This is a genomic window from Pseudomonas sp. IT-P258 (genome assembly GCF_949767825.1).
Taxonomy (GTDB): Bacteria; Pseudomonadota; Gammaproteobacteria; order Pseudomonadales; family Pseudomonadaceae; genus Aquipseudomonas; species Aquipseudomonas monachiensis.
The window spans coordinates 25,144-44,107 of sequence record NZ_CATKPU010000109.1 but is presented as its reverse complement, the minus strand read 5'-3'; the positions used below and the strand labels follow the sequence as shown (position 1 = coordinate 44,107).

The window sequence follows — 18,964 nt, the reverse complement described above, 5'->3', positions numbered from 1 at the left end:
CCACACCTTCAATCGATACGCTGGAAAAAGTCTAAGGAATCACCATGAAAGTACTGATCGTCCACGCTCACCCGGAGCCGCAATCCTTCACCGCCGCCCTGCGGGACCAAGCCGTCGCCACTCTCCAGGCCCAGGGCCACGAAGTGCAGGTCAGCGACCTGTACAAAATGAACTGGAACCCGGTGGCCAGCGACGCAGACTTCTCGAATCGGGAAAACCCCGAATACCTGGTCTATGCCCTGGAACAACGCCTGGGCGTGAAGAACCAGTCACTGGCGCCGGACATCCAGGCGGAACTGGACAAACTTCTGTGGGCCGACCTGCTGATCCTCAACTTCCCGATCTTCTGGTTCTCCACCCCGGCCATGCTCAAGGGCTGGATCGACCGGGTGCTGGTGTCCGGCATCTGCTATGGCGGCAAGCGATTCTACGATCAGGGTGGTTTGGCCGGGAAGAAGGCACTGGTGACCGTGACCCTGGGTGGACGTGAACACATGTTTGGCGAGGGCGCGATTCATGGGCCGCTGGAAGACATGTTGCGGCCGATCTTGCGTGGGACCTTGGCTTATGTCGGTTTTGATGTGCTGGAGCCGTTCGTGGCGTGGCATGTGCCTTACATCAGTGAAGAGGCGCGCCAGCAGTTTCTGGTTGATTACGGGCAGCGGCTGCAGCACTTGAGCGACGACCAACCACTTGTATTTCCGAAGCTGTCGCAGTTCGATGACAAGCTCTATCCGCTGGCCACCAACACTTAATATGCACCGCATACCCTGTGGGAGCGAGCTTGCTCGCGATGACTGACTACCAGCCAATATAGATGTCGACTGACAGTCCGCTATCGCGAGCAGGCTCACTCCCACAACTCCCACCGTCTGTTCGGAAGTCCATCCTTGCGGGGCCGTTGAACTACACTTTTCAGTTGTTCCACCCGATCGGCAGGGCGACGCATGACGTCGCTTGCCATCCGCCAGTCGCCCCAAGGCTTGCCCATTGTTGCAAGCCTGTCGGAGGTCATCATGAATAGGTTTTCACCGGTCAGTCTGTGCATCGCATTGTCGGTTTTGAGTAGCCCGGGATGGGCGCAATCGGTGGTGCCGATGAAAGGGCAAAGTTCTCAACAAACCCAGGCCGACATCAACGAATGCAACAGCATTGCCGCCAGCCAGGGCACCTCGACGTCTTCCTCGTCTTCCGGCGGGCGGCTCAAGGGGGCGGCTGTGGGGGCTGCCGCTGGTGCGGCCGGGGCCCAGGTGCGCGGCAATCAGCACGACGACGCTTATGATCGTGTCGACGATGACAGGAAACAGGACTATCGCCAGGACCGCGCCAAGGAGACGGCGGCCGCCGGGATGGTGGTCGGTGGGTCACGTCAGCGTCAGGAACGCCGAGCGGATCAGAAAACCACCCAGGCCAATACCGCGTCGGCCTACAGCAGCTGTCTGCAGGGCAAGGGTTATCAGGTCAATCCTTGAACTGACCCTGAACCGGGCGCCGGCCGCCTGAACAGATCTCAACCTGTGGGATCTTCAGTGTTTCAAGAATCCGGTCACGAGCACAGCTTCCGGGGCTTGAGCTCGCTGTTTCAAGGAAACAGACGGATAAGGAAACTGCCTGTAGCACAAATCTGACAACCGTTCATCGGTGAACTACGCTGCGGTACGTACCCTCGATCTGAATTTCGTGACGTAAGGATCCGACACATGCGGAGCAGGCTGCTCGCTGTAATGTTTACTGTTTTCGGGATGTTTTGGTCGGTGCAACTGTGGGCCGAAGATGCGCCGAAAGTGGTTGATGCTCCCGTTGAATTGAAAGTGGCCAACCGCAGCATCATGGTGTTTCGCGCGACCATCTTCGGAGAAGCCCCGGTGTCGCGGGTCAAACGGGCGAAAGCGGTGATCGGTGAGGCGCTGGATGACACCGACGATCTCAATGTCTCCATCGACCCGATCATGAAAAGCTACATGGTGCTGCTGGGCAGCCGGCGCGCCTTTATCGTTTCGCCCAATGATTTCGACGCGACCGAATTCGACACGGTACAGCAGGCCGCCGAAGCCGCGGCCGACCGGCTGCGCCAGGTCGTGGCCGAAACCCGGGAAGCCCGTAACCTGCAGTTGATCCTGCGCTCCGTAGTCGCTGCGTTGATCGCCACCGGCGTTTACATCGCGCTGCTGTTCGGCATGTCGTACCTGCGGCGCAGAGTGCTGAAGAAACTGCCCGAGCTGATGCACCGGCACACCCAGGCCCTGAAAGTCGGACGGGTGCCGCTGGTCGACGCCAATTACCTGTATCCGCTGGCCAGCCGCCTGCTGGAGCTGGTGCGCTGGGTCGTCGTGTTGCTGCTGACATACGAATGGCTGGGCTTTGTGCTGTCGCGCTTTCCCTATACCCGTCCCTGGGGCGAAAGCCTCAACAATTATCTGCTGGAGCTCGGCGGCTATCTGCTGCAAGGGATCGTCGGTGCCATACCCGGGCTGGGCGTGGCGCTGGCGATCTTCTTCATTGCCCGCGGCGCCACCGCGTTCATGCGGCGGATACTGCGGCGCATGGCGGCACCGGGCACCCTCAGCTGGCTCAACCATGAAACCCTGCAACCGACCCAACGCCTGACGTCCCTGGCGATCTGGCTGTTTGCCCTGGCCATGGCCTATCCGTACCTGCCGGGTGCCGGCACCGATGCCTTTAAAGGCTTGTCGGTGTTGATCGGCCTGATGATTTCCCTGGGCGCCACCAGCGTGGTGGGGCAGGCGGCGGCGGGGTTGATCCTGACCTACACCCGAACCTTGCGCCCCGGCGAATTCGTGCGCATCGGCGACTACGAAGGCACGGTGACCGAACTGGGCATGTTCACCACCAGTATTCGCACCGGACTGGGCGAGGTGCTGACTCTGCCCAATTCGATGATCACCGGCACCGTCACCAAGAACTACTCGCGGGTGGTACAAGGCCCCGGCTACGTGGTCGACACTATCGTGACCATTGGCTATGACACGCCGTGGCGACAGGTGGAGGCGATGCTGCTGGAGGCCGCGAAACGCACGCCGGGGATTCTCGAAGTGCCGCCGGCCCAGGTGTTCCAGACGGCATTGTCGGACTTCTACCCGGAATACCGGCTGGTGGCCCAGGCCATTCCCAGCCAGCCTCGGCCGCGCGCCGTGCTGCTGAGCATGCTGCACGCCAACATCCAGGATGTGTTCAACGAGTACGGCGTGCAGATCATGTCGCCGCACTACCTGGGCGATCCGCAACAAGAGAAATGGGTGCCCCAGGACAAGTGGTACCCAGCCCCGGCACAAGAACCGAAGGAACCGTGATTTTTCGCCTGAAAGGGAGTTCGCACCATGCTTGAGTTCATTCTCCACGCCCTGCAGACTGACCCGGAAATCGCGGTGTTCCTGGCCATTGCCCTGGGCGTCTTCGTCGGCCGCATCCACATCGGCAGTTTCCACCTCGGTTCGGTGGCCGGTGCGCTGTTGATGGGGCTGCTGATCGGCCAGATCGGGCTGGAGGTGCCGACCGGATTGAAGTCGGTATTTTTCGTGATGTTCATCTATGCGGTCGGTTTCAAGAGCGGGCCGGAGTTTTTCGGCAGCCTCAATCGCGGCACGCTGAAACTGGTGGTGTTGAGCGTGGTGCTGTGCGGGACCGCGCTGGCGGCGATCCTGCTGATGAATGCGGTGTTCGATTTCGACGCCGGTTTCACCGCCGGGCTCGGCGCCGGTGCACTGACCGATACGGCGATCATGGGCACCGCCACCAGCGCCATCAATCAATTGTCGATCGACACCGTGGCCAGGGCCCAACTCAACAGCCACATGGCGATTGCCTACGCGATCACGTACCTGTTCGGCACCATCGGCCTGATCGTCTTCGTCGGCAGCATTGCCCCGAAGTTGCTGGGCGTGGACCTCAGGGAGTCGTCGCGGGAGCTGGAGCTGGAGTTGGGTATCGCCAAGGAAGAAGACGCGATCACCGTGCCCTACACCCGCATCGTCGTGCGTGCCCATCAGGTGGCGGCCAATGGTTCGGCGAATGGGCAGCGTATTGCCGAGGTGGAGAAACAGCACGAGTCGCTGACCGTCGAACGCGTGGTACGTGCAGGAAAAATCTTCGAGCGAGACGAAGCGTTCACGCTGATGGCCGGGGATATCGTCGGGGTCTACGCCTTGCGCGAAGCCGTGGGCACGCTCACCCAGTGGATCGGACCGGAAATCGACCATGCCGAATCCTTGTCTTTCCCCACCCGTGAGGTGGACATCGTCGTGACCTCGCCTGAGTTCGCCGGCAAGACGATCCATCAGGCGAAAAGCCGGATGGAAAGCGCCAGGCGCCTGGGCTGCTTCATCAATACCATCACCCGCCAAGGCTACGAGTTGCCCTTGCTGCCCAACACCGTGCTGCGTCGAGGCGACGTGATCACCCTGACCGGCCGCACCGCCAGTGTGGAAGCCGTGGCCAAGCGGTTAGGGCGAATTCGCGAGCACAACTACAAGAGCGACATCGCCGTGCACACCCTCGGCATGGTGCTGGGCTCGTTGCTGGGGCTGTTGTCGACCCATGTCGGGATGATCCCCGTGGAACTGGGCATCGGAGGCGGGGTGTTGGTCGCCGCGCTGGTGATTGGCTGGTACAACTCGCGTCACCCGGAAATCGGCGCGTTGCCGCCCGCCGCGCAATGGGCGTTTTCCGAGTTCGGCCTGACCGCGTTCGGCGCGGTGGTCGGCTTGCTGGCCGGTCCCGCGGCGTTTGCCGCGATGAAGGAACAAGGCCTGGCATTGCTGCTGTCCGGCGCCGTGGTCACCATTGTGCCGCCGCTGGTGGCGCTGTACTTCGGCCGCTATGTGTTGCGCCTGCACCCGATGATCCTGTTCGGCGCCCTGGCCGGTGCGCAGACCGAAGCCGCTTCGATGAACAAGATCATCGAGCAGTCCGGCAGCAACACCCCGGTGATTGGTTTTACCGTGTGTTATGCGATTTCCAATGTGTTGCTGGCGGTGTGTGGGCCGATCATTGTGTTTGTCGTTGCCGGCTAGCAATTTTGCAACCGCAGTGACTTCCGTGGCGAGGGAGGGCGCATTGCGGGAGCAAAGACGCACCTGAGCACCGGTTATCGGACCCGGTGCCAAGGTGGGGGCATCGCACAGAGTGCGTTGAGCGACCAGCAAGGCCGCTCAGTTGCAGCGGTATCAGAAAAGCATGTAGGCGGATGCGGTCGTCTGATTCAGGTCGATCTCTCCGACCTCCAGGACTTCGTATTCGGCGCGCAGGCCGATGTTGCGAAAGACATCGAGCTCGACGCCGACACCGTAGGTCAGGTCAACCCCGGTATCGTCGTCGGTGGCATTGCCGTCGGCGTCCCAAGCGTGAGCGCCGACACTGCCGAACACCCGCAGCCGATCACCCAGCGGAAAGCCGACATGGGCGGCAGCCTGGGCCGATTTACCATCGAAGTCGACGTTCTTGTCCTTGAACTGACCGAGGTCGACATAGGCGCCCTCGAAGGCCAGGTAGCTATTGACGCGATACCCGGCAAAAACCTTGTAGCTGGTGTCGTCGTCATCCAGTCTGGATTCGTCGGTCTGAATGCTGCTTACGCCAGCTCCAAGATATAAACCTTTGTCATCAGCGAGCGCCTGAAAAGACAGCAGCGATAGCAGTGAAGCGAAGCCAAGGTTTCGAAGTAGCATGTTGAGTGGAGTCCTTGTACAGGGTTGTCTGGTGTTAGGGTTCGGCGAGCATTTGAGGGACCATGAGGGGTTAATAGAAGTCATTGATTGATATTTTTGGGTCGTAGGGCGGGATGTTTTCCGGACATTGAAAGTAGCGTCTTGCCAACGCTTGAATCGGCAGTGCTTTGGAGAACAACCAGCCTTGCGCCAGTAGAACCCCTTCCGAAACCAGATGCGGAAGTTGTTCCTGAGTCTCCACACCTTCGGCCACTACCTTGAGCCTTAGCGATTTGGCCAACTGGGCAATGTGGCGCCACAAGGCATCCTTGGCCGCGATCTTGTCGCCTGCGATGAACGAGCGGTCTATTTTCAGAATGTCGAAAGGCACTGAATCGAGGAGCGAGAGGTTGGAATAGCCGATGCCGAAGTCGTCCACGGCAATGCGGTGTCCGCACGCACGAAGCCGTCGCAATTGCAGGGCGGCGGGCTTCTGATCGAGCATGGTCCTTTCGGTGATTTCAAAGGCCATGGCGGACACAGGCATGTTGTAGGTTGCCAGCACGCTGGCCACATAGTCCGGGAAGCTCGGGTCCTGAATATCCTGGGCGCAAAGATTGACCGTAATGTAGAAGTCCTTGCACGCCCAAAGGTAGGTGCTGTAATCCTGCGCCACTTGTCGAATCACCGAGCGCGTAAGTTTGCGGATCAAGTCAGACTTCTCCGCCACCGGGATGAAAACATCGGCCGGCACTTGGGTACCGTTGTCGTTCCAGTGGGAAAGTGATTCGGCGCCCACCAGATAGCCCGTCGTCAAATTGACGATAGGCTGGTAGTGAACGCCCAGCGTGTTGGCTTTCAGGGCTTTGCGAAGCCGTACGGCGGTAGAGGTGTAATGTCGTTGAATACACCTTGCGAGCAAGAGCAGGGCTGTAAACAGGCACGCAAGGCCAATGAATAATTTGAATTTGAGACCAGTCAGGTAGCTCAACGGAAGAGAAACGACAGCGATCAGTTCATTTCGGTTGCCCGCAAAGGCGATCAGGACCTTATCTGCCGAGATAACCAGTTCTTCCAGGTGGAAGGGTTTGTGCATCGTCAGCGGTGTATGGCCGGTGGAGGCGATGGGCACTGCGCCGCCGGGGCCGATGAGGTCCAGTTGCAGGTCCTCGGGAAACTTCAGATTATCGAGCAGGATCTTCTTGTTTGCCCAGACGTAGGTTGACTGTTCCGACACAATGATAAAGTCGGTGTCCGCGGAAACCCTGTGGCCAGCATCCACCCAGTAGGTTCGCTTTCCAACGGAGAACTTGCGTTTCTCGCTACCGGCCAGTATCGACGGGAGTTCTTGTCCGTAGGAGGAACAGATCTTGCCATTGGGCAACTGGATTGCCGCTTGATCAACAAATCGCAGGTTCTTGACCAGGTCAGCCAGTTGCGAGTATTGCTCGACGGAGCATTCCTGACCCGAACGATCAAGATCGTCGAGGGTTTCCAGTACTTTGTCGATCTGCGCATTGGGTTCCACTTGAGCAGCACGCAGATCGGCATAAATGTTATTCAGCTTCCGTGCAATGAATGGCTCCGCCAGTACTCCAGCACTGAGCCATGCGGCCCAACCCGCTGCAGCAATCAGACAGACAGTGACTGCGTGCCTTCCAAGTAACGCTTTATATGCGGCAACCATCGACAAACCTCGAGGTATCATTATTTCACTGTGCATCCTGCAGTCGCGGATTAAACGACTTCAGTACCAGTCAATTACCCAGGCCAATAAGATGCCGCTTGCATAGACGGCCATGCACAGTGCGATTTTCTGCTTGAGTGGCAGTGTGTTTATTCGATGATGCATGCTTATCTCCCTTGAGTAGGCAAATAAGCAATTTTGGATACCTGTGGTTAATCAAGGGAAATCATTAATCATCATTTACGGGGCATTTATAAATACCGGTTAACGATGATTTCTACCCTCGGCGACCTGATTGTAAACGGGGGAGACCGTGCTCCTGGGCCTGGCTGAGTTGCGCCTGGCCGTTTCCGACGGCGTCTCTCCGTAAGCCAACTGATACGCCTTGGAAAACCGGCCCAGATGATGAAAATTCCAGAACATCGCGGTTTCGGTGACGGTGGGCCAGGTTTTATTGATCAGGTCGCGACGGGCGCTGGCGAGTCTCAAGTTTCTGATGTAGGCGATAGGCGACATGCCGAACGTTTCAATGAAGCCAAAGTGCAGGGTGCGGGTGGTGGTTTCCAGTTGCCTTACGAGCGACTTTATAGTGAGTGTTTTTTTTGTGTTTTCATGGATGTACTGTATGGCTTCTATCGCCACTTTTCTTCTAGTCGGGACTTTGCGGCTGAAACCGCCTGCGGGTGTCAGCGATTGCAACAATGAAGCAAGCACTGCACTTCCAATCGCAGATCGCTGTGCTTCATCGCATTCAGCCGAAGCCGTGTCGCTGATATCGACACAGCAAGCACTGATAGCTTGAATGGCCGATTGAATGAATTGAAAGTTTTCAGCCTGATAGCTGTGGTTTGTCCGGTTTGCAAGGATATCTATGACAGGGTGATCTTGGCGGTATCGGTCATAGTGCTCCAGTGTCGTGGTGAGGGTGAAAAGTGTTTCATTCGGTTCGCAGGTGTAATGCACCGTTTCATCGCTGTGCAATACGATGACTTCGTTAGGCCGCAGTTTGTGATCGTTGACGACGGGGCGACCAATCGGGGCCTGGGAGATGGCGAATGTCACGAATCCGGCAGGGACAGAACTGACCAGGGTCACGGATGAGTCGAACTCAAGACGACTGCACTGCAGTTGCGGGCTGTGAAAGAGTTTGTGTTGCCGAATGCGCGCCTCATGCTCGGCCGGAAAAAGGCTCATTTCCCAATTGCCTATTGTTCTATTCAGTTGGCTCGGCAAGGCGGAAGACAAATGAAAGATCTCGTCGGGCGGTGCGATACTCATGAAATTGAAGGCTCATCTGTTAAATGAATAGGGTCAAGCCTGACGGGCAGTCACGGAGAAGATACGCGATTGGCCGTTCTTGCTGTCGGTAAGCTCGACCTCGTTTCCATTGGCTTTGAACGGGGTGTCAGAGGCCCCGGATCAGTTCCAGTTCCGCAGAAAATGCGTACTTGCTGTCCAACGCTGAGTCGTCCATGTGTTGAACATTGCGCGGATCGATTTTCGAACTGAAGATCTGCGATTGGGGTTTCATCGGGTCAATGGCAGCTGCTGTAAAGGCGTGAAAGTCGTCGATACGATAACCGGTTTTTACCTGATAGCCAGTTTTCACGGTACTTGGGGCCTTCTTGTTGGTTTCGATACTCGTCAATTTGGCACTGTAGAAGCCCTTGTCGTCGGCCATGGCCTTGAGGGAAAGCAATAAACCAAACGACACGGTGACGAAGTTTTTCAGTAGCATCGAGGCGATTCCTTATTAACAGTTTATTCAGGCAGAACAGAATGTCAGCTGTATCTCTGCCACGACTTGGGCTGTAAATAATCTCACTTCGATTGTGCCTGCCAAAGTCAATAACTCATATTTGCCAGGTCGCCGGAAGAGGTCAGTCAGCGCTTGCCCCTGCGGATACAACGCTCCTCAAAGTAGTATGAACCAGTTGGCGTAGCTCATGCCGGTATCACTTTGTGGTGGAGCAGGGAGAGCAGAATCACTGTTCTGTTCGTCCGTTTGATACTCATTCTCACTGTGGATTTTCAGATGCGACAGTTTCTGACTGTCATCCGGGCTTGTTTCAATTTCATAATATTCAATGGTCGTGCTTTCGACGGAGCGCTCGTCGTGTGCCAACGAATAAAGTGGCATGGCAGACAGAAAAAAGACCGCCAGGTATCCGAAAGTCGTCGTTCTATGGGTTCGCAGGAAATGCATGGTTTTCACTTGATTCTCCTGTATAGGGCATTGTCCCGGGCGAGAATCAAGCAAGCTCGATTCCAAGGATTATCGGCGAGGGATTTTTGGCAGGAGAGACGTATGATTCAAATCAATAAGTGTTATTTTTGTTTGAAGGGTTCTTTGATGTGAACCTGTGCCAGGTGGGTGTCGAGTCGCTACCTGAGGCCGATTAATGGCTCATGCAGCGCAAGCGGCCAAGTTCATGGATGTAAAAACACGCGGCGCTTTTATCCTGGGTCGGAATCAACTCGTAGTTAAGAATGGCGCCTTCTTGCAAGACATACTGACGCCTGAAGAACAGGTCAGGGGTCTTTTCAATGGCAAAAAGTTCATTGTCCTGGCTGAGTTTGACATTACTGACTTTGATCTCGACGTGTGTCTTGCTTTCTCCGATTATATTCGCCGAGATGGTCGCATTACGGATTTTTCCATTCAGGCTTTCCAACGTGGTTCCCGTGAGTCGACCATGCCCGATAGTGAGGTATTCTTCGGTATTGAGTTGGTTGAGATCCTCCAGCCATTGTCGGGATTTTGTCTGGTAGCTGATATTTTCCATGTAATGCGAAGGAGAGTAAAAAATGGAAAAAATGCACAGTGCATTGATCAAGCCTATAAGAGGCCAGTGAACGGCCTGCGGAATTTCAAACTTCATAAGGTGACTTCCAGACATTGACGAATCATCAAGGCGAGGTCTCTTTCGCTGCTGTTCAATTGCAGATTTGCAGTGCTTTGATCCTGGCGGATGCACGAAACGGAATAATTGGCTTTATACAGGTTGATCCAGACCTGGCCCTTCAGGTTTGGCGGTAGCTGTTCAGTTTGTTTGGCCGACAGGTCCATCAGCGCTTGAGCCTCGGCAAGATTGCTGCCCACGGCGTGTATGACCAGTCCACTCTTGTCGAGACTGGAAATTTCAATTTTTGGCGCGTCGAAGTCGAATTGAAAAATACTAAAGGCAACGACTGCCAGCGTAACGACATAAGCGATCAACTGAGCCTTTGTAATACGAGTGGATTGACTGGTTTTACCAGAAGGCGCCAGTCGTTCATCACCACCCGGTGGCGGTAGTTGCCCGGTGAAGGCCTCGGGTGGCTGTGCCGTTTCCTCTTGGGGTGTCGTTACATCTGCTTGTGCATCGACGACACATTGCCGGTTGAAGCAATATCCTCGTCGAGGAACCGTCATCAAGATCTCGTGATCCCGACTGTCATTGAGAATATTGCGCAGTGAGAAAACCGTCTGGTTCAAACTGCCGGAGGCAACCACGCGGTCATTCCAGGTGTACTCGATGATTTCATCGCGGGTTTTAGTGACACCTGGCTCCATGAGCAGCAGGTCCAACAGGCGCGACTCAGCTCTACCTAGCGTGGAATTCTGTACATCTCCATGGGGTGTTGTAATGGAAAGCATGGCGTTGTCGGGGTCGAATACCGCCACGGCGCCATTTTTCAACTTGAAGGTGTAGCTCATAGAAATCTTCCGTTCAGGCGGTGCTGGCCTGAGTATAGGGGCCGGATTTGGCTCGGTACATTCTGGTCTGGGAGGTGAGCGAAGATGAGGGTCGGGCGGAAGGTGCGCTGCGTGTCGCATTTACAGTGCCGGACTGGCTCGTGTCAGAGGCGTGCGGTTCGGCAAACAGCCGGGCCTGTCAGTGGTATCAGTTCAATCAAACAAAAAAAAAGCATTGCTGGATGATCCATGGTTTTCGATTTGGACACCATGAATAATGCTTGGAATGGATTAACGGCGCTATCCGAAAACTGCAAGCTGGAGCAGGTGGACTTGCGCGCAGGCACGCCTGAGTGAACTAACATCGCTGTTGCGACAGGTTTCAATTTCAGCCTGAACTATCAGGATACAAATCAATGGTTGTGTTTTTCTGCGCCGGGTTTGTTAAAGATTATTTTTGATTCTTATTAGCTTTGAACCAGAGGCGTTACCGATTTAAATGGCTCTCGAGGAGCGTTGACGCACATCGCGCTCATGCTTTGTTTGTCGCGGCGTAAACGATCCTCACCTCTCGTTCTACGGCTTTGCCCCGGGTCCTTTCTTGAAGGGCCCGGGGCTTTTTTTGAGCGCGGTAAAAGACAGGGGCACGAACACTCAAGGCCATCGTCGTCGCCGATCAGGGCAAGACATCGTAGCCACGTTGTTGCAGGCAACTGTTGTAGACGGAGTTGTTGGCGGTGACGCTTTGTTCGCTCTCACTCAGGTTCTGCCGGCGCTCCTGGCGTTGTCTGGAGCCCCCGACGACGGCACCGGCAGCCGCGGCACTGTGTGCCCGGTTCTGGCGATAGTCTTGCTTGGTATCGTCGTCGATCTGGTCATAGAGGTTTTCATGTTGGCGACCGCGAATTTCTGCCGCCGTGGCACCGGCGACCGCGGCGGTGGCGGCGCCCTTGACCCGACCACCGGAGGGCACGGTGCCTTGCACCGGATGTTGCGCGTTGGCCTGGGACTGGCAGGCACTGGTGTCCTGCTGGATGGTCTGGGAAGTCTGACCTTTGAGGGGAATCACGGTCGCAGCCAGGGCGCTGGTGCCCAGCAACATCGTAGCGAGCGCTAAGGTATTGGCCAGTATTTTCATCATTGAGTCTCACGTCAGGCGTCGGTACGGTTAACGGTTTGTCAGAGGGAAAACACGGCAAGGTATCACATTGAAACCCCATGCAGGTCTGCTTGCGATGGGGTTTGCCTGAGCGTCAACGCTTGAGGAGGAGGGCCTGCATATCGTCTGTCATGCCTTTGAGTGCAACCTTGAAGTCATTGGCAACAATCGGCTGTTCGGCATTCTTGATGGTCTCGCCGAATACCTTGCGCACGATCTTCGCGACCGGCATACCGGTCTTGGCGTCGATCAGGTTGGCTTCGATGTACATCTCGGCGGTCTGGTCCCGATGCCCGGTGGCGGCTTGTGTCGCCCCGACAATGGCCCCGATTGGAACGGCCTCATACCAGTGCATGCCTTCATTGTTAGCGCTGACGTGGGTGATCGCCGCCTGCAGGATCAGTGACCGCGAATCGGTCGGCGCCAGCTGCGGATAAGGGACGATCGCATAACGACGGGCAAAGGCGGTCTTGACGCTGTTACTGGCCATCAATTGCAAGTCTTGCAGGGTCTTCAGGCTGACGCGCGCGGTCGGCTGCGGCGATGGATACAGTTCCATCTGCCTGAACACTACTGTGGAATACGTGCGTGGATCGAACCCTGGCGATACCCAGCGCAATACTTTCTGCTCACTCGGCGTAGTTTGCTCCTCCAGGCCCTGGTAATTGCCCAGGAAGCCCGAGTATTGCTCTTGCTGCGCGACTTTCGAGACACAGCCGACCTGAAATACACAGCTCAAAGCAATACCCGCAATCCATTTGTTCGACATGCCCATGTGTTTGGTTCTCAAGTGATTAAAGTTGTCATTCGGGTTCCGACCTGGCCCCGGGCATTGGTCCGGGCACCTTGTATCCAGGCACTGGTACTCGCCGGTCGGTTACGCAAAGCAGGTGCTTGCACGCCGGTCAATGCGGGCCGAATGCTGCACGTAGCGGCGGGATAATCCGAATCAATAACTCTCAAAAACTGTTAAATACCCGACCGGAAAAAATTGCACATCGATCACAGTTGCCTACGCTAACCCTTTGCAATGCCGGCTTTGGCGTCTACAGGTGAGTGAGATGGATTTGAAAGAAGGATGGATGGGTACCGCGTCGACACTCGTCGTTGCGTTGGGTTTCATCCCGATGGCTCAGGCCGACGATTCGGCGGAATTGGCGAAGAAAGCCCTCAACCCGGTCGCGGCGATGTACAGCCTGCCGGTGCAGTACAACTGGGACCAGAAGATGGGGCCGACCGGGGAGGGCATGCACAGCGTCACCAATATCCAGCCTGTGCTGCCGTTTGCCTTGAACGAAGACTGGAACCTCATTTCCCGGACCATCCTGCCGATCATCGACCAGCACGGCCTGGCCCCCGATGGCGCGGCGGACAAATCCGGCAGCGGCGATATCACCCAGAGTTTTTTCTTTTCGCCGACCAGGCCCACGGAAAGTGGCTGGATACTCGGTGGTGGCCCGGCGTTGCTGATACCGACCGGCAGTGATGAGTTGCTCGGCAGCGAGCAATGGGGCCTGGGCCCGACGGCCGTGGCGTTGAAACAGTCCAATGGCTGGACCCGAGGCATTCTGGCCAACCATATCTGGGGCCTGGACGACAGCCCGCCGGACGACAAGGAAAAGGTCAACCAGACCTTCCTGCAACCCTTTCTCTCGTACACCACCCATACGTACATGACCTACGGGGTGAACACCGAGTCGACCTACAATTGGCAATCGCGCGAATGGTCGGTACCGGTCAACCTCACGGTCACCCAACTGCTGAGGATCGGCGGTCAACCATTGACGGTGCAGGCCGGCCCGCGCTACTGGCTCGACAGCCCGGAAGACGGCCCGCAAGGCTGGGGCTTTCGCGCCGCTGTGACGCTCCTGTTTCCACGCTGACAGGCCGTTTCCGAGGGCCTGGAGGAGACACCCCATGGACCGATTCGCCGGCGGTTGTTTGTGCGGCAAGGTGCGTCTTGTCGCATCGGGGCGCCCGTTCCGGGTTGGCGTTTGTCACTGTCTCGACTGTCGCAAGCACCATGGGGCGCTGTTCCACGCGTCCGCGATATTTCATCAGGATGCCGTGACAGTCGAGGGCGAAACCCGTGACTACGCCGGGCGGTATTTCTGTCCCCACTGCGGTTCGTCCGTGTTCTCGCGCAGTGCAGACGAAATCGAAGTGAACCTGGGATCCCTGGATGCTCCTGACCAGTTGACGCCCACCTACGAGAGCTGGACTGTGCGCCGTGAGGCCTGGTTGCCGGCGTTTGCGCTCACCCGGCATTACGAGCGCGATCGAGATTCCACGGGGCGTTTTGAGGACTAGCGGGCAGATACTCATATTCCATAACAAGCGGCTATGACAACGAGTGCAAGAAAACACACCAGTTGAACGCTGAAGAAGGTAAACCGAATCGCCACGAACGCATTGGTTTGCTCATGGGATACGTGAACCAGTGACTGGCACACGCGAGCGATCAGGACGAGCGTGGACAAGTAGTTCACTGCTGAGCCATTGACATCAAGGGCTGTAATCACGAATACGATGACGCCAAAGACAGGCAGGTTTTCCACACAGTTGGCGTGTGCCCTGGTCCCGCGCCGATACCAATCCTCGCCTTCGAGCCGATCGCTGCGGAAAGAGGCGATCGGAACACTGGAGAACAGGATCCCGACCCAGCGATAGACCCCGACGGTTGCCATCAACAGCAGCAAGGTCCAGGTCGCAAACCCGAGCAGCATCCACATCGGTATCGTCATGGCCGCCATCCTCGATAATTCATTAACAGCACGTCATCCCGCAACGCGACCGACGAGCAGTCGGTCGCGTGCTGTCGGTCAATTGCTCATGATGGGTGCCAGTGCAGCCTGAATCCGGGACATCTGTGCCGGCGTTGTCATCTGCGTCAGCAGTCGGCCGAAGTGTGGATGCCGTACACCCGAGATTATGTATTGCCAGCGGTAGGCGCTCAGCACGCTGGCTTTGATTTGCGCCGTCTCATCGACACTGAACGATCGTGAAGCATTACCAATGAAGTAGTCGGCATCGGCTGCCGCTTGTGCCTGCAGGATTGTGTCCACGGCCGCCACCAGCGCAATCAGGTCATTCACTGCCTGGTCGCGCTCGGCTGGCGAGAGTTTCACGTGCTCGTCCCGCCACTCCAGTTCATCGAGTACCACGTGGCGGCTTTCATCCTTCCAGTGGAATTTGAAGACATCCTTGAACAACGGGCACAGCTCCTCGCGCGGGGCGATGCTTTGCACGTAGTGCGCCTGTACGAACAGTTCGATATGACAGGTCAGCGCCAGTACCGACCAAGTGCTGGCCGCGAGTACCGCGCGCGCGACCTCGTTTGGATCGGCAACCTGACGATATCCCGCGGGCAATTTCGAACTCATCATCGTCTCCATGCGCCGGAACAACTCCTGGTGCTTGATCTCGTCGTTGGAAAAACGCACCAGTGCTTCAAGCGCCAGTTGATCGTCAAACACATGGGCCCGACCCTGATCGAGCATCTTGGCACTGATGAAACGCTCGACCAGGCCAAAGATATACGCGTAGGTCCGGCCCTGGATCTGACTGAGCAGACGTGCCTCGGCCGCATCGAGAAAAGTCAGGCGGTCGACCTGTGACAGTCCGTCGGGCAGGAATTTGCGCGAGAAGTCGAAACTGCGGTCCTGGAGCAGATCGCGATCGATCTGCCATTCGGTTTTTTTCGAAGACCTGACCATTTGCGCATAACGGGCGGTGTTGCCTGACGCTGAGCCGGGTAGGGTAACGACGCTGTTCATATGGATCTCCTGCTGCCCTGGTTGAGTTGGTATGGGGCAATTTCGGTTGACGTCGGAGCCAGTGAACCTCTGGGGACAATCTCGATCGCTGAGTCCGCGTTGGTGCTAATCTAGGCGTCGCAGTCCAGGCGGTGAATGACCGTTGCGCCTGAATACCTGCTCCGGACTCCGGAAAGGATGGCGATCAAGTGTTGGATGCGCTTTCTGATGTCTTGCGTGTGATTCGGCTGTCGGGAGGGGTCTTCCTCGAGGCGGAGCTCACTGCGCCCTGGTGCATCAACGGCAGAATCTCGACGGATGATTGCAAGCCGTTCCTGGCGGCCCCTCGACACATCATTGCGTCGCACTTTGTCGCCGCGGGGCACATGCAAATTCAAATCGACGGTGGCGCCGCCATCGAGGTAGGGGCAGGCGAACTTGTTTTGCTTCCCCGCAACGATGCCCATTCCTTTGGCAGCGACCTGAGCATTGCGCCCATGCCGGCCCGGGAAGTCATCCAGCCGCCAGAAGTCGGCGGCATTTCACGGATCAGGTACGGCGGGGGCGGCGAGGCCACGCAGTTGTTGTGCGGGTTCCTCGGTTCGGAAACTCCCTTCAGTCCACTGCTTTCATCGCTGCCTTCCTTATTGAAGCTGGATCTGCGGGCGACGGCTTCGGGCACCTGGATCGAAAGCTCATTCCGTTTCGCTGTCAGTGAAATCGCGGCGGGCCGCGTCGGCTCGGCAACGGTCATCGCCAAGCTATCGGAACTGCTGTTCGTCGAAGCCGTCGGCCAGTATGTCGCCAGCCTTCCCGCTGAGCGGCGCGGGTGGCTGGCGGGTTTGCGCGATCCGCATATCGGGCGGGCACTGGCGTTACTGCATGCTCGCCCGACCGAAGGCTGGACCGCAGAAGCCCTGGCGCTTGAGGTAGGCATGTCGCGCTCTGTATTCGCCGAACGCTTCACGGCATTGGTCGGACAGCCACCGATGCAATACCTGACGCTGTGGCGCATGCACGTGGCGGCCCAACAGCTGCGCGAAGGTCGCGGCAATGTGGCGCAAATCGGCTTTGCCGTTGGCTACGACTCCGAAGCCGCGTTCAGTCGCGCATTCAAACGTCAGTTCGGCACATCCCCCGGCACCTGGCGCAGACAATCAGCGTGAGAGGGGCCGGTGCCGGCTCTCCATGGTTACCTGACCAGGCTTGCTCCTTTGAACTCAAGGAAGCCGAGGCAATTGCGCCCGAGCCTGGCTGGCTCGCAGCGTATTGGAGACCTTGGCTTGAATCTCGTAGGCAGGCGCCTCGACGGCTTCGTAATCACGGGTATAGCGAGTGGCAAACTCGTGATTGCCCCATTGCTGGTACTGCTGCACGTGTTTCAACTCATGGGCCCACAGCGCGACATCGTTCAGTGCATCTTCGGCATTTCGAAACACGATGATGTCGATAAGGGTGACCGCACGTATATCGGGATTCTGCAGCATGGTGTTTGCGGCGTTCAGTTCCACATCATCGCCGACTTTGTAGCGCGCCGAATCGAGCACTTGAATGTCATACCAGGGTTCGAGCTGGGCCCGGATATTCAGCGGGATTGGCAGGATATCGCCCGTTGCCGCGGATTCGCGCGATTGCACAATCCAGCTCTGCAATCCAGAGGCGGCCATCTGGTTCATGTCGTCGAAGATCGATCCAGCGTCCTCTTCGGAATCCGGAGCACAAAAACAAGCGACCATGCAGACCTGGGACTGGCCGGCCGGACAGGCGAAAACCGAAGATGAGGTGCCAGTGCAAAGGAACACTATCGTTAACCGGAAAACCTGACGCAAAAATACAGCTGACAATGGGTTCTCCCCTGGGCAATGGCGATCGGCAGGCAATACGTTGGGCATCTTGTGTCCATTGCCCTGCCGCGTGTTGGACCGCTGCTACACCGTTCGATTCCCTGGGTTCCACAGTATTTTCAACATCACCTGAAAGGCCGTGCCTGTGAGCATCAACGCCAACATCATTGCGTTCTTCTTCGGGCTGATTTACCTGTTTGTGCTGGGACTTGGGAAAGAAAACCTGACGCTGATTGCGATCATGGTTGCAATCTCCTTCGGGCGCTAACGTAACCCCAAAGACTGACGCAACTGCGCCGGACTCACTCCAAGGCGTTGTTTGAAGGTGGTCGCCATGTGCGCCTGGGAGTTGAAACCGCAGGCGTAGGCAATCTGCGTCAGGGTGGCGGTCGAATCGCGCATCAGGGCGCGGGCCCTGGCGAGGCGGCGGTCGATCAGGTAACTGTGGGGGCTTTTGCCGGTGGCGTTTTTGAAGGCCCGCATGAAATACCCCTCGGACAATCCAAGCAGGCTCGCCATCGCCGGCACGCTCAACGGGCCATCGAGGCCAGCGTCAATGAATTCATCGAGCAAGCGCATCCGGCTGCCGGTTATCGAGCCATGGGGGGCTGTCGACAGCGCTTCGCTACCCGTCGCCCGCTCGGACAACGCCAGTGCCCAGGCTTCCCAATCATCCTCCACGCAAGGGTGCAACAGCGCGGCACGGATTCGCCACGCGAGGGCGGTGGCCTGCTGGTCGATGCGATTGTTGAAGGCGCGATCCCCCGTCAACGCCATACCGTCGGTGCGAATCACCCGCAGGTATTCACCGCCCCGGGGGGACTCGGACAGCACGTCACACCCAGCGGGGACGAGCGCCAGGCCGTTGGGCACGGCATCGAAGGGGCGTATTCGGTCACTGCCGATGGCGTGCAGGCCTCGCTGGCTGTCGAAGGCGAAGCCGATTCCCGACCGGGTCGCGACATAGCGGGTCGCGTAGGCGCAGCCGGGGAGCAATTCGATTGCCCAAGGGCCGGCCTCGATACGACGGACCGGTTCGGACAGCAGGGGTGGCGGCGGGCGATTTCGATGACTCATGGACACCATAGTAGTGAAGAGGGAGGACAAAAGTCAGGTCGGTTTTTTGAAAGCCGCGGTACCGCACCGTTGTTCAGACTGGACAAAATCTCAAGGAGAC

The 18,964-nt window shown here is 57.3% G+C and carries 21 protein-coding genes; 8 read left to right on the top strand and 13 right to left on the bottom strand.

What is annotated here, in order from left to right:
- The first annotated feature begins 44 nt into the window (after window positions 1-44).
- From ACM6G4_RS27700 to aspT, 4 genes are all read left to right on the top strand, one after another.
- Window positions 45-755 carry an NAD(P)H-dependent oxidoreductase gene (locus ACM6G4_RS27700; protein ID WP_414915045.1) on the top strand — a complete coding sequence of 237 codons (711 nt, stop codon included), beginning with the start codon at window positions 45-47 and terminating at the stop codon, window positions 753-755.
- A gap of 261 nt (window positions 756-1,016) precedes the next feature.
- On the top strand, window positions 1,017-1,472 hold the full coding sequence (locus ACM6G4_RS27695; protein ID WP_056725037.1) for a YMGG-like glycine zipper-containing protein: 456 nt from the start codon (window positions 1,017-1,019) through the stop codon (window positions 1,470-1,472).
- A gap of 228 nt (window positions 1,473-1,700) precedes the next feature.
- The gene (locus tag ACM6G4_RS27690; RefSeq protein WP_223541157.1) at window positions 1,701-3,311 is read left to right on the top strand and encodes a mechanosensitive ion channel family protein; all 1,611 of its coding nucleotides are present in this window, start codon (window positions 1,701-1,703) and stop codon (window positions 3,309-3,311) included.
- 27 nt (window positions 3,312-3,338) lie between these two features.
- The gene (gene aspT / locus ACM6G4_RS27685; RefSeq protein ID WP_414915044.1) at window positions 3,339-5,030 is read left to right on the top strand and encodes an aspartate-alanine antiporter; all 1,692 of its coding nucleotides are present in this window, start codon (window positions 3,339-3,341) and stop codon (window positions 5,028-5,030) included.
- A 153-nt stretch (window positions 5,031-5,183) separates the two neighbouring features.
- Here the strand turns inward: aspT and ACM6G4_RS27680 are convergent, their stop codons facing one another.
- The 9 genes from ACM6G4_RS27680 to ACM6G4_RS27640 all read right to left on the bottom strand — a co-directional run bounded on the left by ACM6G4_RS27680 (window position 5,184) and on the right by ACM6G4_RS27640 (window position 12,963).
- The gene (locus tag ACM6G4_RS27680) at window positions 5,184-5,684 is read right to left on the bottom strand and encodes an outer membrane beta-barrel protein (protein WP_056725031.1); all 501 of its coding nucleotides are present in this window, start codon (window positions 5,682-5,684) and stop codon (window positions 5,184-5,186) included.
- A 70-nt stretch (window positions 5,685-5,754) separates the two neighbouring features.
- Window positions 5,755-7,350 (bottom strand): EAL domain-containing protein, encoded by a 1,596-nt coding sequence (locus ACM6G4_RS27675; protein ID WP_414915043.1) that lies wholly within the window; start codon window positions 7,348-7,350, stop codon window positions 5,755-5,757.
- A gap of 264 nt (window positions 7,351-7,614) precedes the next feature.
- Window positions 7,615-8,628: a helix-turn-helix domain-containing protein gene (locus ACM6G4_RS27670; RefSeq protein WP_223541160.1), complete on the bottom strand. Its 1,014-nt coding sequence runs from the start codon at window positions 8,626-8,628 to the stop codon at window positions 7,615-7,617.
- 127 nt (window positions 8,629-8,755) lie between these two features.
- Window positions 8,756-9,088 carry a hypothetical protein gene (locus ACM6G4_RS27665; protein WP_056725025.1) on the bottom strand — a complete coding sequence of 111 codons (333 nt, stop codon included), beginning with the start codon at window positions 9,086-9,088 and terminating at the stop codon, window positions 8,756-8,758.
- 177 nt (window positions 9,089-9,265) lie between these two features.
- On the bottom strand, window positions 9,266-9,556 hold the full coding sequence (locus tag ACM6G4_RS27660; protein WP_223541199.1) for a hypothetical protein: 291 nt from the start codon (window positions 9,554-9,556) through the stop codon (window positions 9,266-9,268).
- 193 nt (window positions 9,557-9,749) lie between these two features.
- Complete coding sequence (locus ACM6G4_RS27655; RefSeq protein WP_056725023.1) at window positions 9,750-10,232, bottom strand: hypothetical protein; 483 nt, start codon at window positions 10,230-10,232, stop codon at window positions 9,750-9,752.
- Window positions 10,229-11,050: a transcriptional regulator gene (locus ACM6G4_RS27650; RefSeq protein WP_056725021.1), complete on the bottom strand. Its 822-nt coding sequence runs from the start codon at window positions 11,048-11,050 to the stop codon at window positions 10,229-10,231. Before ACM6G4_RS27650 ends, ACM6G4_RS27655 begins: the two co-directional genes overlap by 4 nt.
- Window positions 11,051-11,705: 655 nt before the next feature.
- Window positions 11,706-12,167: a YMGG-like glycine zipper-containing protein gene (locus tag ACM6G4_RS27645; RefSeq protein ID WP_082562968.1), complete on the bottom strand. Its 462-nt coding sequence runs from the start codon at window positions 12,165-12,167 to the stop codon at window positions 11,706-11,708.
- A 115-nt stretch (window positions 12,168-12,282) separates the two neighbouring features.
- On the bottom strand, window positions 12,283-12,963 hold the full coding sequence (locus tag ACM6G4_RS27640) for a DUF3313 domain-containing protein (RefSeq protein WP_056725017.1): 681 nt from the start codon (window positions 12,961-12,963) through the stop codon (window positions 12,283-12,285).
- 286 nt (window positions 12,964-13,249) lie between these two features.
- Between ACM6G4_RS27640 and ACM6G4_RS27635 the strand changes: the two genes are divergently transcribed.
- Together ACM6G4_RS27635 and ACM6G4_RS27630 are read left to right on the top strand one after the other, a co-directional pair.
- On the top strand, window positions 13,250-14,071 hold the full coding sequence (locus ACM6G4_RS27635; protein ID WP_414915042.1) for a transporter: 822 nt from the start codon (window positions 13,250-13,252) through the stop codon (window positions 14,069-14,071).
- A 34-nt stretch (window positions 14,072-14,105) separates the two neighbouring features.
- On the top strand, window positions 14,106-14,498 hold the full coding sequence (locus ACM6G4_RS27630; protein WP_056725014.1) for a GFA family protein: 393 nt from the start codon (window positions 14,106-14,108) through the stop codon (window positions 14,496-14,498).
- A gap of 11 nt (window positions 14,499-14,509) precedes the next feature.
- On the opposite strand, the gene ACM6G4_RS27625 is transcribed toward ACM6G4_RS27630, so the two are convergent.
- Entirely contained in the window at window positions 14,510-14,932 is a 423-nt protein-coding gene (locus ACM6G4_RS27625; protein ID WP_046037417.1) for an MAPEG family protein, read from the bottom strand.
- 78 nt (window positions 14,933-15,010) lie between these two features.
- Window positions 15,011-15,964 carry a diiron oxygenase gene (locus ACM6G4_RS27620; RefSeq protein WP_056725012.1) on the bottom strand — a complete coding sequence of 318 codons (954 nt, stop codon included), beginning with the start codon at window positions 15,962-15,964 and terminating at the stop codon, window positions 15,011-15,013.
- 188 nt (window positions 15,965-16,152) lie between these two features.
- On the opposite strand from ACM6G4_RS27620, the gene ACM6G4_RS27615 reads away from it, so the two are divergent.
- A complete protein-coding gene (locus ACM6G4_RS27615) occupies window positions 16,153-17,109 on the top strand; it encodes an AraC family transcriptional regulator (protein ID WP_056725010.1) in 957 nt (318 codons plus the stop codon).
- A 54-nt stretch (window positions 17,110-17,163) separates the two neighbouring features.
- On the opposite strand, the gene ACM6G4_RS27610 is transcribed toward ACM6G4_RS27615, so the two are convergent.
- A complete protein-coding gene (locus ACM6G4_RS27610; protein ID WP_236709745.1) occupies window positions 17,164-17,835 on the bottom strand; it encodes a DUF4157 domain-containing protein in 672 nt (223 codons plus the stop codon).
- Window positions 17,836-17,932: 97 nt separating this feature from the next.
- Between ACM6G4_RS27610 and ACM6G4_RS27605 the strand changes: the two genes are divergently transcribed.
- Entirely contained in the window at window positions 17,933-18,055 is a 123-nt protein-coding gene (locus ACM6G4_RS27605) for a DUF2628 domain-containing protein (protein WP_409079220.1), read from the top strand.
- On the opposite strand, the gene ACM6G4_RS27600 is transcribed toward ACM6G4_RS27605, so the two are convergent.
- Complete coding sequence (locus ACM6G4_RS27600) at window positions 18,052-18,873, bottom strand: helix-turn-helix transcriptional regulator (RefSeq protein WP_414915112.1); 822 nt, start codon at window positions 18,871-18,873, stop codon at window positions 18,052-18,054. The two genes, ACM6G4_RS27605 and ACM6G4_RS27600, sit on opposite strands and share 4 nt — an antisense overlap.
- Window positions 18,874-18,964 lie beyond the last annotated feature (91 nt).